Genomic DNA, 15,092 nt, shown 5'->3' with positions numbered 1-15,092 from the left:
GSCACCGCGGAACTCAAACGCTGGGTGTTCTGGGCGTCCCACAGCCGCATCCCCGAAATCGCCGAACTCTCCAAAAAGATCAGGAGACGCCGCCCCGACATCCTGCGCACCATCGAACTCGGGTACTCCAACGCCAGGCTCGAGGCGTTCAACAACCGCATCAAGGTCACCATCCGCATGGCCTACGGCTTCCACCACGTCGACAACCTCATCAGCCTGATCATGCTCCGATGCGGCGGCCTCGACATCCGACTACCCCCAACCCACCAACTAACCCACGAAAACAGCAGAAGCCTCGTTCTTATCTCTCTTCGTAGGACGTATGCGCGGAGGAACGCGGCTATCGCACCTGTAGATGGGATGATGACTATAGATGACGATAAATGAGTCGGACGACGCACGAGACACGCGGAGTGTGTTGGCTCTGCTTGCGCAGAGGCACTGCAGGGACACTGCCGACGAGCGCGCCGCTCACACTTCGGTCAGTTCCGGGGCGCGGCGGACGGAGAAGCGGAACATGAGCGCAGCCATCACGGCTCCGACTACCGCCATGCCGGCGATCGGCCACATGCTCGACGCGAACCCTTGAAGATACGAGTCGGAGGCCGAGGCACCGGAACGCGCGGCTGAAGAGGCGAATTCCGTGATCAGCGCGCTGGCCACGGCGGTGCCGATCGCGCCGGCCAGCTGCTGGACAGTGTTCAGCACGGCCGAACCGTCGGCGTTGAGACGGGCCGGCAGCTGGTTCAAGGCATGCGTCTGGTCGGGTACGAGTACGAAGCCGGACGAGGCCATGAACAGCGCGTACGCGACGGCGACCACCCACACGTTGGCATGCCCGGCGATGAGCGCGATGTCCATCAACGTGACGCCGACGAAGCCGCACAGGATGAATTTCGGCGGGAAGTGGTTCTTGAGCGCGCCGCCGATCAGAGGCGCGGCGATGGCGCCGACCACTGCGCCCGGCAGCAGAATCAGCGCCGCGACGAGTGAGCCGAAGCCGAAACCGCGTTGCAGCAAAATCGGCAGCAGGAAGTTCAACCCCAGCACGCCACCGGAGGCCATGAGCAGGATAAGCATGCCCAAGGAGAAGCCGGCGTAGCCGAATACGCGCACTTCGATGAGCGGATGCGTCATCTTCAGCTGCGCGGCCACGAACACGGCGAGTACCATCACGGATGCTGCGAGTGTGGCCCAGAACCGCCAGTCGCCGTTCCATTCGGCGAAGAAGCTGACCGCCACGATGAGTCCGGCGAGCCCCAGCGCCACTAGAAGCAGCGAGGGCACGCTGATCGTGGCGTGTTCGGCGTCGCCGGGATGGCGGATCTCCGGCACCGAAGCCATGCCGAGGAAGAATGAAAGCACGAGGAACGGCAGCATCGTATAGAAGATCCAATGCCAGTTGAGCCATTCCATCACCACGCCACCGAACACCGGGCCGATGGCGGGTGCGGCGCAGGTGACGAGGCTGACGATGCCGAGCATCGCGCCTCGCTGTTCGAGCGGCGCCTTCTCCAGAATGATGTTGGTGATCAACGGCAGTGAGATGCCGGTGCCGAGCGCCATGACGAGTCGGGCGGCGAGTAGCATCGGGAAGTTCACGGCGAGCGCACCGATCACTGTGCCGGCGGTGAAGATCGCGACCGCCGCGACGAACAGGGTGCGGGTGGCGAACCGGCGCACCATGAACGGCGAGCTGGGGATGGCCACGGACAGGAGCAGAAGGTATCCGGTGGTGAGCCACTGCACCACGGATGCTCCGATGCCGAATTCCTCCATGAGAGTGGAGTAGGCGATGTTGAGCGAGGTTTCGGACAGGATGCCGAGGAAGGTCAGGATGGCGAGCGCCACCACGGCGACGACGAGCTTGGGTGCTACCGGCTGTTTGCCGCCGTTCGTGAGCTGCGTCGGCTGCGTTGCCATAGATGATTGTGTTGTGTGGTGTTGATTCATGATGCGCTGTCTTCCTTTCCTTGCCGTTCTTGCTTCCCCCGCGGCACCTGCCAGTCGTCCTCACGCATGAGGGTCAGCGCCTTGGCTATCGTGCGCGCGACGGTTTCGCATTCCTCCGGAGTGATGGCGGCGAGCAGTTCGCTCAGGTGCGCGTGATAGTCCGCCACATACGCTTTGCGGATGGCCAGCCCCCGTTCGGTGAGGGTGAGCGTGACCGCGCGTCGATCGGTGTCGTCCGCATGCTTGACCAGCAGGTCGCGTTCGGCCATTTCGCCGACGAGCTTGGTCACGCTGGGCGTGGTGACGCCGAGGAAGGCGCTCACATCGCCCACGCGGGCCGTGGCCGTGCTCTGCCCGTGTGGGGCGTTGATATGCCATACCGCGTCGATGACGTGCACGTATCGTGGTTTCATTCCGCGCGGCAGTTCCGGCATGAGTTCGGCGATGGTCTTCGCCTTCCAGCAGGCGTCCATCAGCACCCGCACGCACTCCGCCGGCAGTTTCGCGGGCGCGCCTGCTCGTGCACCCATATGCGCATCGACTGCCGCGACGGCATCCATATCTTCAGTCATCACAATCCCCATATAGTTACTAAAGATAATGACTATAGGTAACTATATAAGGGCGCCGGACAACCGGCTGCGAACGACTATCGCACGCTGGAATGAGCCGCAACAGGCATCCGCCGTTCGCCCACGACGTAGAGGCAACGCCGATGGGCGCGTCATTTGCGAGACTGGTAAGCGGAATGGCAATTAGCCGGCATATATTTGCCGGCGCAGAAGGCCATCGACAACATCATCAAGAAAAGGAGATACACATCATGAAGACTCTGGTGCTGGTGTTCCACCCTGACCTCAAGGGCCAGTCACACGTCAACAAGGCGCTAGCCGAGGCCGCCGCCAAACTGGATAATGTGACCGTTCGCGACGAGTACGCGCTGTACCCGGACGGCAAGATCGACGTGGCCGCCGAGCAGAAGGCCATCGAAGAAGCGGACCGCGTGGTCTTCCAGTTCCCGCTGTACTGGTTCTCCTCCCCGGCGCTGCTCAAGAGCTGGGAGGACGAGGTGCTGCAGCACGGCTGGGCATACGGTTCCGAAGGCCACGCCTTCGAGGGCAAGGAATTCGGCGTGGCCGTCTCCACCGGCTCCCCGGAGACCGCCTACCAGCCGGACGGCTCCAACAAGTTCGTCATCGACCAGGTGCTCACCCCCTTCCAGGGCACGGCCAACTACGTGAGCGCCACCTGGATCAAGCCGTTCGTGACGTTCGGCGCCTTCGGCATCACCGATGAGGCGCTGTCCGCCGCCACCAAGGCCTATCAGGAAGCACTGTCCGCCTGATTGAGATACGGTTCGCAGACCCGGGCGCAATAGTCCCAGATGCGCCGCTCGGCGAGGTCCGCCGCATCGCGCCGCAATACCGGCTGTTGTTGGAAGCCGGATATGGAAGTCTTATCATCGACGCAATCCAGCAGAACATGAACCGCAGTCCTTTGGCCCGCGAAATCGGCCCACGCTATGCCAGCCGATTCTGGGCCGGCGCGATCTGCGCCGTACTCGAGCAATGGGTGCGCGGCGATATGGACGCTCCGGACGACGAATTGGCGGACATCATGACCGCGCTCATGCATCGCGGCGTCGCCACAGCCGCCGAATTCGGCACCGGATGCATGCCCGAACGGGACGAAACATAAGTTTCACACGACACCGACTTACGTTTCGTCCCACTTTGCCGCTCCAAAACGGGACGAAACGTAAGTCGACCTCGTCGCTGACTTATGTTTCGTCCCGTTTTCCAGCCATAGCCTCAGGGCATTGCACGGCCGCGCGTGACACTATTGGACGCATGAGCTGCATATCGATTCAATGGGAGGCAAGAACCGCACTCATGTGAATATAAGGAACCGCATATGACTGGGACAATCCAAGCCCTCCCCACTCCCACAGCCCGCCCAACTGGAACGCCTGGAACGCGCCCAGACGCGAATCATCCGGATGCCGCGCTTCCGAACACCTCAAGCCTTGGGAGCACTCCGAGCCTTCAGCACACCTCAGACCTTCAACAGGCCCCGGACCATCATGGCATCCCGCATGCCCTGAATATCCTCGTCCGTGACCGCGGCGGCGAACCGGTCTCGCCGGACGAACCGGAATACGAGGCGATCGCGTCCATCATCGGTACGACGAAACGGCTGTGCGCCGAGCTCAATACCGGCTGGCACGAGCCGGAGGAGGCACACGAGCTATTCGAACGCATCGTCGGACATCCGGTGGACCCGTCGTTCCGCTTCAACCCGCCCTTCTACACGGATTTCGGCCATAACATCACCATCGGCCGCAACGTGTTCATCAACTGGGGCTGCACGTTGATGGACCGCGGGGGCATCACCATCGGCAATAATTCGTTCCTGGGCCCGAACGTGCAGCTCATCACCATCAACCATCTCAAGGATCCCTACCGTCGCGCCACCACGGTATGCCGACCAATCGTCATCGGCCGACGGGTGTGGATAGGCGCGGGCGCGACCGTGCTGCAAGGAGTCAAGGTCGGCGACGGCGCAATCATCGGCGCGGCGGCGGTCGTCACACATGACGTGCCGGCAGGGGCGATCGTGGTCGGCAATCCCGCGCATGTCATCGAGCAGGTCGAGACGGACGCCCCAGCTATTTCACCGCAGTGAAGAAGAAGCGCGGGAAGGGGAAGATAATGCTGCCGTCGGATTGGGTCGGATACTCCTCCCGCACGCGGGCGAATACCTCCGACTCGAACATCCGGCGTTCCTCATCGGTCGCCAACGCCTGCAGGTATGGGCGCAGACCGGTGCCGCGATACCAGTCCATGATGGCCTCATGCGAGGGAAGCGTGTGCATGTACGTGGTCTTCCACATGCGGAACGTTGCGGCGTACGTATGCAGCAGTTCCCAGTATTCAGGCGGCGTGAGGTTGTAGAACTCGCGTTGCTGCGGAAGCCGGTCGGCGTAGGCCGGCGAATGGACGATCTCGCCGATGATGCGGTGAATCGGCTCCTCGTAGTTCATCGGCGTCTGCACGGCCAGGACGCCGCCCTTACGCAAGCGTCCCAACAGCCGCGGAATCAGGTGGCTGTGGTCCGGCACCCATTGTATGCAGGCGTTGGAGAACACCACGTCGAAGTCATCCGGCAGATCGGCAAGGCCAAGGATGTCTCCGGCCTCCCCGGACTCCACGGACACGTCGCACAGCGCGAAATCGATATCGGGATGCGCCTTGCGCGCGGCCTCGATCATCTCCGGCGAACTGTCCACGCCGAGGATTTCGGCGTGCGGATAGCGCTCGCGCAGCACGGCCGTGCTGTTGCCCGGCCCGCAGCCGATGTCGAGCACGCGCCGGACCGTCCCGTCGTCGGGCGGCAGCTGCATCGCCAGATCACGCGACGGCTGCGTGCGCTCACGGTTGAACCGCAGATACTGTTCCGAATCCCATGTGACCATGCGTCCGACGCTAATCGCCGACCACAAACAGTCCATAATTCCGTTCACATTCCGGACGCTTGCAGACTGCCCGCCTCGCCGGCAGCAAATCCCCGGCATGAGCCGCAATGACCGACCTCAATCGAATCCGCGCGCCCCTGAATAACGTATGCTGCTATACTGTATAGCAACATACGGCTTGAGAAGGAGCCCGATATGACAATGACACAAATGAACGTGCGCATCGATGACAAGCTCAAGGATGACGTCGATACGGTGCTGCGCGAGCAGGGCGTCTCCCCCAGCGATGTGATACGTTCGCTATGGCGCTATATCGCCGACAGAAGACAGGTACCGCGTCTGGAAACGACGACGGAGGAACAGGCCCGCAAGCAGCGCCGGATGCGCAGGCTCACGATGATCGACGCCTCTTCAGGACTCATACAAGAGGAACTCCTGCGCGCAGGAGTCATCGACGAAGACACAAATCTTCTGGCCGGGCAGACCCGGCAAGGCATTCGCGCAGATGTATACGACCAGAAACTCGATGATTATCTGAACATGACAAGGAGCGTCTGATGGAGCATCTGAATCCCCAGCGTGTCCTTCTGGATACGAACGTACTGCTGGATCATCTGCTGCAACGCGACGGGCACGCACAGCAGGCAAGACGCGCCCTGGAGACATGCGCGAACCATGATGTGGCATTGCTGTGCGCCTCGACATCGTTGAAAGACATCGCCTACATAACCGAGGCGATGGTTCGCAGACAATTCAAGCAGGGAGAATCGTCTCTGGAAAACGAGACCCTGCACATGCTGGTACGTCATGTACCGTGGCGCTGTGTGGAGCAGGCACGAGCATTATGCGACATCGCGCCAATCGACCAGCAGACCTGCGATGACGCCCTCGCCTTGCGCCCCAAGCATGACGATTTCGAGGACGATCTCATCATCGCGGCCGCACGGCAGGCCGATGCGGACTGCGTCATTACATCCGATGCCGAGCTGATCGAGCATTTCCCGGAATACTGCGTCAGCCCAAGCCATATCGTGCAATCTTTCACGGCAAATGACGAATCCGACGACCTCTGACAACGGCAACAGGATTGCTTACGATATGGATTCCGCCTTACCCAGGCACTATGCGACGATCATCCGCCCATCCCCATCATTCCAGCGCACCAGCTCATAAGACAAAACAAATATAAGCAATACGGCGGAAACGAGGAAGACGGCCCTCAACGCGAATGTGAGCGAGGGCAGGAACGTAGCCACGACGCCGAACACGGCCACGCCGCATGCGCCGCCGACCTGACGGAACGTGTTGAACATGGCGGATGCGATGCCCGCCTGCGCCGAATCCACGCTTTTCAGTACCACACCTGCGGCGGCCGGGGTGGTGATGGCCGCACCGAATCCGACGACGCTCAGCCCGGTCGCAATCAACCACACCGGAATCGGCACCGGGGTCACGAATTCGATGAGGAAGCCGACGATCATGATACCCAAGCCCAATGTGATCGAGAATTTCGAGCCACGCGCGTTGATGATCTGCCCGCCGATGAGATTGCCGAGTATCGTCACGAACGCGGACGGCACGAACACCAGTCCGGCCGCGAATGCGCCCATATGCAGCTCGTTCTGCAGGAACATCGTGCAGATGAACACCATCCCGTACCAGTTGAAGATCATGACGAAACCGATCATGAGCGCGACCTGCATGCCGCGCACCCGGAACAGTCCAAGCGGCATCATCGGCACGGCGACCTTCGACTGCGAGAACACGAACAGCACCAGCCCAGCCACGCCGGCGACCAGCAGACCGAGCGCGACGGGCGAAGCGACACCCAACGCCCCCACCTCGATAATGCCGGCGATGAGCACCGTCAACCCCACCAACGCGAGCGCCTGACCCACCCAGTCGAACCGCGTGATACGTTTCGGCGACGGTGCGATGCGCAGTGTAAGCGCCAGCACCAGCAGGCAGAACGGCACGTTGATCGCGAACACCAGACTTCAGTGAATCGGCGTCAGCAAACCGCCGAGCAGCGGACCCACCGCCGATGCGGACGCACCGCCCGCACCCCACAGCGACAGCGCCCACGCGCGTCTTCTCGGGTCCGGATTGGCCTCGTTAATCAAGGACATCGAAGCGGGCAGAATCAACGCCGACGCCACGCCGAGCAGGCAGCGGCCGACCACCAACGCCATCATCGACCACGCGAACGCGCTGAACAGCGAGGCCGCAGCGAACAGCACGGCCCCGGCGGCGAACACACGCTTGGCTCCCCAGCGGTCGGCGAGATTGCCCGCGAACAGCAGCAGCGCGGCGAACAGCAGGCTGTATCCATCGACCACCCATTGTTGGGTGGCCATGTCACCGCCCAGTTCGGCCGTGATGGTCGGCAACGCCACGTTGACGATGAGCACGTCCATACCGACCAGGAACGAGGCGATGGCCGCCGCGGCCGTGGTCGGGACGGACGAATACCGCGTAGACGACTGCACTTGTTACCCCTCCATTCATATACCATGAGTTATTGCCTGCGACAGTATACGATGGATAAAGCTTGCGATATCGTACTGTATTAATGATTGTGGTTTATGGTGTATAAACCACAGGTTTATACCAGGAACACCAAGGCATAGGTCAGGTCATCGGCAATGTACGACAAACGACTGGACGCCGTCATCGCGGCGGCGGAGACGGGCAGTTTCGCGCATGCGGCACGACGGCTGAACATGTCCACTCCCGCACTGGCCAAACAGATCAACACGTTCGAGCGGGAATACGGTCTCACGCTGTTCGCCCGTTCGCGTAGCGGCGTGACGCCGACCGAAACCGGGGCGGATTTCATCGAAGACGCCATCATGATTCGGCGCCAGTGCCGGGAGATGCTGCGCAAGGCGCAACGCCGCGCGGTCTCGGAGGCCGCGCCCGTCCGTCTGGGCGTCTCCATACTGCGATCCGGCCGACGCATCCTTGACCTGTGGCAACGGGACGCCGGCCGTCACCCGCAGATCCGCCTGGAACTGGTTTCGATGCCGGATGACACCGAAACCATCGACAGTCTCATCACCCATCTCGGCGAGTCCGTCGACATGATCGCCACCGCCTTCGACGCCGCCTATTGGGGCGATGTCTGCGGCACGCTCACGCTCGATCGGGAGCCATTATGCGTGGCGGTGCCGCGAGACCACGCACTCGCCCGCAAGCCATTCGTGTCGTTGCCGGACCTTGAAGGCACCCGCCTTCACCTGCTCAGTCGGCATCATGGCGGCAACGACCGGGCGCGGGATCTACTGGAACGGCATCCCGCCATCGAGCTCGTGAACATCGATCACTACGACCTCGATACATTCAATGAATGCGCCCAGTCCGGCGACCTGCTCATCTCGAAGCCGATGTGGGACGACGTCCATCCGCAGCTGGTCAACGTGCCGGTCGATTGGCCCGAACCCATCGGCCTCGACTACGGCCTGCTCTACCCACGGGACCCCTCCCCCGCCGTCACGGCCTTCATCGACCGCATCCGTGAGCTCAGCAAGTCGAGACCGACTGCTGGCTGAATCCTCTTGGGACCATCCAACGCGGGCGCACCATAGTGCCTGTCTCGTAATTGCCTGAGTGGTATTGCCCCTATGAGGGGGCTGGCAGCGAAGCTGACTGGGTGAGAGGCAGAATCTGAAACCCTCAATTATTAGTGAGACAGACCACCAGACCCATGACGAATCTGTCGCGCATACCCTTCCGCCTCCAGCCGCATCATCCGTTCTCCCCATTACCATGTCACTCGTCGGCCGTGGCCATATGGGCCCGGACCTTGACCACCACGTACCAGACCACCAGCGCCACCACGATCGCGGCGACGACGTACTGGAATTTGTCGAGGAACCCGAGGATCGAACACCACTGGGCGCCGAGCAGATACCCGGCCATCACGAGAATCGTATTCCAAACGGCCGATCCCAGCGCGGTCAGCAGTGTGAACTTCGCCAGATTCGTACGGGCGATGCCGGCCGGAATGGAGATCAGCGACCGCACAATCGGAATCACACGGCCGATGAGCACGGAGGCCAGCCCATAACGCGCGAACCAGTCGTTGGCCTTGTCGATGTCGGAAGCGTCGGTCAGCGGCATCCAGTCGAACAGGCGGCGCATGCGTGCGGCGCCGATGGCGTAGGCGATCGCGTACAGCACCAGCGCGCCGATCACCGAACCGGCGGTGGCGCCGGCGATGGCCTCGACCAGCGTCATGCGCCCCTGGGCGGCGGTGAAGCCGGCAAGCGGCAGGATGACTTCGCTGGGAATCGGCGGGAACAGGTTCTCCAGAAACACGGCGATGCCGGTGCCGAGCCAGCCCATCACCGACATGAGTCCGACAAGCCATTCGGTGATGGCGCCGATGAATCCGCCCGTGGAGACCGGGCATTGCGTAATTGTTGCGATGTTCATGTCCTACACGCTACGGTGCGCCCGCTTAACCGCCACTAAGAAGACAGGCGGTATCTTTCGGCTCCCTTTGCCAAAGGAACCAAATGATAATCAACGAACTTCTGCAGCAGGACACTAGGCCAGGGGCAGGGTGATGAGCATGGTGGTACCTTCGGCGGATGTCGATTCCACGTCGAGCGTGCCATCATACCGGTTCGCCACGTCGCGGGCGAGCGCCAGACCCAGACCGTACCCCTGATGGGCAGTACCATCGTCATCCCGGGCGAAGCGGCGGAACAGTCGCTCCGGATCCGCGCCGATGCCGGTGCCGTGATCGGTCACGCGGATGGCCACGTCACTGTGATGGTGGTAACCAAGCGAGACCGTGACGTCGGAACCTTCCGGCGCATGGGCGATGGCGTTGTCCAACACGGCGACGAGGCAACGCGAGAGCCCCACAGCGTTGCCGCGCACGACGAACCGGGACGGGTTCCCGTCGATGCGGGTCGCGACCCGCACCTGCTGCTTGTCGGCAAGCGGACGGACCGCCTCCACGGACTGGTCGATCACACCGGCGAGCGTCACCGGTTCTGCGTTGACCGCCCCGCGCGCGGCCACCAGCAGGTCGGTGATGATGGCGTTCATGCGGTCCACGTCGCCGCGCAGATCGTCAAGCACGCCGTCGATGGGCTGGCCGTGGGCGCGGCGGAAGTCGATGAGGTCGATGCGCGTGGCGATCACGGCCAGCGGTGTCTTGAGCTCGTGGCTGGCGTCCGCCACGAAATCCTTCTGCAGCTCGAAGGCGTGCTCGAGCGGCGCAACCTCCTTGTGCGAGTAGTATCGTCCGATCAGCGCCACGGCGGCGATCACGCCAAGCACGAACAGCAGCGTGAACGCCACGGCCTTGCGCGTGTCGATGACCATCATGCCCGAGCCGTACTGCGCGGTGACCGACATGGCATTCGGGTCAAGCCCGCGTTCGGCGAACTCATGCCGCGATCCGAGCAGCACGCCGAGCACGAACAGGATGCCGCCCAGCACGGTGATCGCCGTCATGGCCACGGTCATGCGCAGACTGATCAGGCCTGCCACATTGCCGGAACCGGGTTTGCGTACGCCGTCGTTCTTCGTCTTCATCATCATTCCTTATTGATTCCGTTTGATCGGCTGCCCTGGTATGGGACGACCAGCCCGCACAGGCCGGACGATTCCGCGCGAGCCCGTCCGCCATTGCGCCCGTCCGCCACGGCGCCCACCGTCAATCCCGCGGACTGCCGATACGATACCCTCGGCCGCGCACGGTGCTGATGATGCCGCGGGTGGTTTTGCCGCGCACGTACGACACGTACACGTCCACAGCGCCGATGTCGCTGCCCGCCGAGAAGGCGTTGCGCAGCAGCTCCTCGCGCCCGAACACATGGTCCGGTGCAGAGGCGAGCGTGGCGAGCAGCTTGGATTCCACGTCGGTCAGCGGCACGGTGCGTCCGTCCGGGTCCTCAATGACGTTCGATTCCGGCTTGAGCAACCAGTCACCGATCATCACGCTGGCGACTTGCGCGTGGAATCCGCGCAGCAGCGCGCGCAGCCGGGCCTCAAGCTCGACGAAGTGGAACGGCTTGGTCAGGTAGTCGTTGGCGCCGGCATCGAGTCCGTCCACGATGTCGTCCACTTCGGCGAGCGCGGTGAGGATCAGCGCTGGCGTGGCGATGCCGCCGCCGCGGATTCGGCGGACCAGGTCCAGTCCGTCGCCATCCGGGAGCCTGCGGTCCACCACGAGCGCATCGTATCTGTCCTCGTTCAGTCGCCGCTGTGCTTCGGTGATGGTTTGCACCCAATCGATCCGGTAGTCGACGCCGAGCATCTCCGCCGTCATGGCGCCGAGATTGGGGTCGTCTTCGATGAACAGCACCGACGGCAGCATGAGCCGTTCGGGGTCTGTCGCGTAATCACCCATCGTCCGTTCCCTGCACTTTCCGCATCGTTCGCATCGCCCATGTCTCCACATCGGGCGCATCTGTCCGGCGGCACACCGGAACAGGCCTGTTTCTACGGTTATATCAGACATCCAAACTACTTAGGCTGCGCTAAGAAACGCGTGCGGATTGGCCCGCCAGCCCACCATCGACGTAACGTGCGGACTATGAATAGGACCAACGTTTTCACCGCCGAACGGGTGGGATGCACCGTGCCGTCCGCCGATGGCGACCGTGTGATCTTCGAGGGGCTGTCCTTCGCAATCACGGCGGGCGAGATCGTCGATCTGGTGGGGCCGTCCGGTTCAGGCAAGAGCAGTCTGCTGACCGCGTTCGCCCGGCTGAATCCGCATGCGACCGGCGTTCTTGCCCTGCAAGGGCGGGATGCCAACGATTTCACGCCGCAGCAGTGGCGGCGCGAGGTGGCGTATCTGCCGCAGAAGCCGATTCTGCCGGGGCGGACCGTCGCTGAGGCGATACGTCTGCCGTTCAGTCTGTCCATCAGGCCGACGCGGAGGGCGCGGCCGATGGCGGCGATGCCGGGACCGCAGCTGCTGATGCCGACAAGAGCGCAGATGGGATGCAGGCGCGCGGCGACGGTGGCGATGGTAACGTCGATGCGGGGACGACCGTCAAAGCCGGACGACGAATCGGACATATCGGCATCGGGCGGAAGTTCATCGCACTGTTTCGAAACAACGAGGAGCAGGCCCGCCGGCTGTTGCCGGATCAGCGCATCCGCATGACGTTGGACGCCATGGGGTGCGACGACATCGATCTCGATCGTCCGCCGCACGACCTCTCCGGAGGTCAGGCGGCCCGCGTCTCGCTGGCGCGCACGCTGCTGACCGGACCGAAGGTGCTTCTTGCGGACGAGGTGGACGCCGGTCTGGACGACGAGAACGCCGAGAAAGTGGCGGACATCATGGCCACCGCGGCGGCTCGCGGCATGGCGATCGTGCGCATCAGGCATCGGCCGCCGGACGGGCGTGCCAGTCGCATCGTCACCCTTGCGGATGGCGTGCTGGATGCGAGCTCGGCACCCACGGAGGCGGGCACGGCGGCGGGCGCAGTGATCAGCACGACCTCGGTTCCGGGCACGACGGCAAGGAGGGCACGGGCATGAGCGGCAACGCCTATGACATCGATATCTGGGGCCTCCTCGTGGCGCTGGCGATGGTGACCGTCGCCGCGGGCATCAGCGAGCTCATGCGCATCAACATCGGCAAGACGCTGCTATGGTCCGCCTGCCGTGCGTTGCTGCAGCTGTGCGCGATGGGATTCGTGGTCGGCTATGTAATCCGCGCGAACAATGTGTGGCTGGTGTTCGCGGTGATCGCCGTGATGTTGGTGGCCGCCGTGCAGATCACGCTGTCGCGCGCCAAAGGCGTGCCGAAGGGGCTGGCAGGCCCGGTGCTCCTGAGTCTGACCATCACGATGCTGCTCATGATCTCGCTGGTGACCGAGCTCGTGGTGCGGCCTCACCCGTGGTACGCGCCGCAGCTCGTGGTGCCGCTGACCGGCATGCTGCTGGGCAACACGGTCTCCGCGCTGGCGGTCGGGTTGAGCCGGTTCTACGAGAGCATGGACGAGCGACGTGACGAGATCGACACGATGCTCGCACTGGGTGCCACCGCCTGGGAGGCGGCGCGCCCGTCCATCGTCTCCTCGATTCGCTTGGGGCTGCTGCCCACCACGGCCACATTGGCGTCCTGCGGCATCGTGACCATCCCAGGCATGATGGCCGGTCAGGTGATCGCCGGAGGCGACCCGCTCGAAGCGGCAAAATACCAGTTCGTGGTGTTCGACGCCATCGCGGCGCTGACACTGGTGGCCGACAGCCTCATCATGGCCATGGTCTACCGCACCTGCTTCACCGCCGACGACCAGTACAAGCCGCCGTCGATGCGATAAGCCGAGAGACAACAATCGCTGGGTTGGATGGATGGGAGGCTACGCCAGACGGCGGTATTCCTCCTCGTCCACCGGTTCGAGCCATTCGTTCGAGGCGCCTTCGGCCTTGGGCATAATGGCCACATGCGCGAACGCCTCATGCGGCGCAGCCCCATGCCAGTGCTTGGTCTCCGGTGGGATATAGGCCACATCGCCCGGCTTGAGCTCCACCGGAGCCTGCCCCTCGATCTGGTAGTAGCCGCGGCCGCCCACCGCCAGCAGAATCTGGCAGACACCATGATGAATGTGCCAGTGATTCGTGCATCCAGGCTCAAAGGTCACGTTCGCCACGTTCACCTGATCGTCGCCGGCAAGCGGCGCGAGATAGCTTTGGCCTTCGAAATACTGGGCATAGGCGTCGTTCGGTTTGCCCATCGGGAAGGCGCTCGGATTGTCCATCGTCATGTTGTGCTCACTTTCTTCGTTATCGTTTTGTTTTCCGAATCGTCGCCTGCACTGCCTGCATGCAACTTCCGGCAGGCTCCGTCCCGCGAGGTAGATGCAGGTTCGACAGCCATTCGAGAACAGACAGATCGACATCGGACGATTCAGCAGCGACCAGATTGCCGGCCGACAGTCACAGATCCAGTCCTGCGACCCACTTGTCGAGTTCGGATTCCTTGACGTTCGCGGCGAGGCGACGGCCCGCGATCCAGTGTGCGGCCGGCGCGGAGTCATGCAGCTGCACGCCGTCGGCGCCGCGAATGCTGGAGCCGGACGTGGCGAACGTCACGATGGTCTTGCCCGACCAATCCTCGCTCTCGAGGAAGGTGCGCACCACGCGCGGCGCGGTCTCCCACCACAGTGGATAACCGACGAACACCACATCGTACGGCGTGATGTCAATGGAATGCGCAAGTTCGGGACGCATTTCACGGTGCTGGTGCTCCACACTGGACCGGCTGTTCGGATCCCGCCAGTCCACGTCGGCGGCAGTGTACGGCTCTGCCGGCACAATCTCCTCGATATCCGCGCCGGCGGCCTTCGCCAATCGTTCGGCCACGGCCCTCGTGGTGCCGGTGGCAGAGAAATACGTAACCAGAATTCGCTTGCCCATATCGATTCCTTTCCTGAAAAAGCGGGGCAGCGCCACTCGACAGGTACGCGATCGGCGCGCGCCTGATGCGCCGCGCACCTGCAGATGCGCGGACCAGTCCCGCTTCACCTTCGATTATGGCGCGCATGGATTCTCTGTCCAATAGTTATCCGCGATAAGCGAGCATGTCCTGCAGGCATGGCAGCAGATCCCCGATGCGTACTGCCATAGCTATGTTGATGCGATTCAGGAGCCTAGAGCACCACATCAGCTCCTATAGCCCGAC

16 protein-coding genes and 2 pseudogenes are annotated in these 15,092 nt (G+C 62.8%); 9 read left to right on the top strand and 9 right to left on the bottom strand.

What is annotated here, in order from left to right:
• A partial coding sequence (locus BREU_RS12405) for a transposase (protein WP_238567037.1) occupies positions 1-387 on the top strand: 387 nt, incomplete at its 5' end.
• Positions 388-471: 84 nt separating this feature from the next.
• Here BREU_RS12405 and BREU_RS08370 read toward each other — a convergent pair.
• The gene (locus BREU_RS08370) at positions 472-1,923 is read right to left on the bottom strand and encodes a DHA2 family efflux MFS transporter permease subunit (RefSeq protein ID WP_044090365.1); all 1,452 of its coding nucleotides are present in this window, start codon (positions 1,921-1,923) and stop codon (positions 472-474) included.
• Between the two features lie 26 nt (positions 1,924-1,949).
• On the bottom strand, positions 1,950-2,483 hold the full coding sequence (locus BREU_RS08365; RefSeq protein ID WP_044090384.1) for a MarR family winged helix-turn-helix transcriptional regulator: 534 nt from the start codon (positions 2,481-2,483) through the stop codon (positions 1,950-1,952).
• Positions 2,484-2,776: 293 nt separating this feature from the next.
• On the opposite strand from BREU_RS08365, the gene BREU_RS08360 reads away from it, so the two are divergent.
• The 3 genes from BREU_RS08360 to BREU_RS08350 all read left to right on the top strand — a co-directional run bounded on the left by BREU_RS08360 (position 2,777) and on the right by BREU_RS08350 (position 4,638).
• Complete coding sequence (locus BREU_RS08360) at positions 2,777-3,298, top strand: NAD(P)H-dependent oxidoreductase (protein WP_044090366.1); 522 nt, start codon at positions 2,777-2,779, stop codon at positions 3,296-3,298.
• 137 nt (positions 3,299-3,435) lie between these two features.
• Positions 3,436-3,651, top strand: coding sequence for a TetR-like C-terminal domain-containing protein (locus BREU_RS08355; protein WP_044090367.1), 216 nt, complete (start codon positions 3,436-3,438; stop codon positions 3,649-3,651).
• A gap of 216 nt (positions 3,652-3,867) precedes the next feature.
• On the top strand, positions 3,868-4,638 hold the full coding sequence (locus tag BREU_RS08350) for a sugar O-acetyltransferase (protein WP_081886633.1): 771 nt from the start codon (positions 3,868-3,870) through the stop codon (positions 4,636-4,638).
• Here the strand turns inward: BREU_RS08350 and BREU_RS08345 are convergent.
• Positions 4,622-5,464, bottom strand: a complete 843-nt coding sequence (locus tag BREU_RS08345) for a methyltransferase domain-containing protein (protein WP_238567035.1) — start codon at positions 5,462-5,464, stop codon at positions 4,622-4,624. The genes BREU_RS08350 and BREU_RS08345 overlap by 17 nt on opposite strands.
• Positions 5,465-5,623: 159 nt before the next feature.
• Here BREU_RS08345 and BREU_RS08340 point away from each other — a divergent pair, with 159 nt between their 5' ends.
• Positions 5,624-5,986: a type II toxin-antitoxin system RelB/DinJ family antitoxin gene (locus tag BREU_RS08340; protein WP_044090369.1), complete on the top strand. Its 363-nt coding sequence runs from the start codon at positions 5,624-5,626 to the stop codon at positions 5,984-5,986.
• Positions 5,986-6,501 (top strand): type II toxin-antitoxin system VapC family toxin, encoded by a 516-nt coding sequence (locus BREU_RS08335; protein ID WP_044090371.1) that lies wholly within the window; start codon positions 5,986-5,988, stop codon positions 6,499-6,501. The genes BREU_RS08340 and BREU_RS08335 overlap by 1 nt, the downstream gene beginning before the upstream one ends.
• Before the next feature lie 48 nt (positions 6,502-6,549).
• Here BREU_RS08335 and BREU_RS08330 read toward each other — a convergent pair.
• A pseudogene (locus BREU_RS08330) lies at positions 6,550-7,917 on the bottom strand (MFS transporter).
• 156 nt (positions 7,918-8,073) lie between these two features.
• Between BREU_RS08330 and BREU_RS08325 the strand changes: the two are divergent.
• Positions 8,074-8,979, top strand: a complete 906-nt coding sequence (locus BREU_RS08325; RefSeq protein WP_044090373.1) for a LysR family transcriptional regulator — start codon at positions 8,074-8,076, stop codon at positions 8,977-8,979.
• Positions 8,980-9,199: 220 nt separating this feature from the next.
• Here the strand turns inward: BREU_RS08325 and BREU_RS08320 are convergent, their stop codons facing one another.
• The 3 genes from BREU_RS08320 to BREU_RS08310 form a co-directional block, all read right to left on the bottom strand.
• Positions 9,200-9,865 carry a DedA family protein gene (locus tag BREU_RS08320; protein ID WP_044090374.1) on the bottom strand — a complete coding sequence of 222 codons (666 nt, stop codon included), beginning with the start codon at positions 9,863-9,865 and terminating at the stop codon, positions 9,200-9,202.
• Between the two features lie 114 nt (positions 9,866-9,979).
• The gene (locus BREU_RS08315) at positions 9,980-10,981 is read right to left on the bottom strand and encodes a sensor histidine kinase (protein WP_052382090.1); all 1,002 of its coding nucleotides are present in this window, start codon (positions 10,979-10,981) and stop codon (positions 9,980-9,982) included.
• A 121-nt stretch (positions 10,982-11,102) separates the two neighbouring features.
• Positions 11,103-11,798, bottom strand: a complete 696-nt coding sequence (locus BREU_RS08310) for a response regulator transcription factor (RefSeq protein ID WP_044090375.1) — start codon at positions 11,796-11,798, stop codon at positions 11,103-11,105.
• 186 nt (positions 11,799-11,984) lie between these two features.
• Between BREU_RS08310 and BREU_RS12670 the strand changes: the two are divergent.
• A pseudogene (locus BREU_RS12670) lies at positions 11,985-12,943 on the top strand (ABC transporter ATP-binding protein).
• The gene (locus BREU_RS08295; protein ID WP_044090377.1) at positions 12,940-13,731 is read left to right on the top strand and encodes an ABC transporter permease; all 792 of its coding nucleotides are present in this window, start codon (positions 12,940-12,942) and stop codon (positions 13,729-13,731) included. The pseudogene BREU_RS12670 and the gene BREU_RS08295 overlap by 4 nt, the downstream one beginning before the upstream one ends.
• 39 nt (positions 13,732-13,770) lie before the next feature.
• Here the strand turns inward: BREU_RS08295 and BREU_RS08290 are convergent, their stop codons facing one another.
• Positions 13,771-14,169: a cupin domain-containing protein gene (locus BREU_RS08290; protein ID WP_044090389.1), complete on the bottom strand. Its 399-nt coding sequence runs from the start codon at positions 14,167-14,169 to the stop codon at positions 13,771-13,773.
• 178 nt (positions 14,170-14,347) lie between these two features.
• On the bottom strand, positions 14,348-14,827 hold the full coding sequence (locus tag BREU_RS08285; protein WP_044090378.1) for a flavodoxin: 480 nt from the start codon (positions 14,825-14,827) through the stop codon (positions 14,348-14,350).
• Positions 14,828-15,092: the final 265 nt, after the last annotated feature.

The organism is Bifidobacterium reuteri DSM 23975 (genome assembly GCF_000741695.1).
Lineage (GTDB): Bacteria > Actinomycetota > Actinomycetes > Actinomycetales > Bifidobacteriaceae > Bifidobacterium > Bifidobacterium reuteri.
Note: the sequence above shows the minus strand (reverse complement) of the source record. Positions and strands in the feature narration are given on the sequence as shown.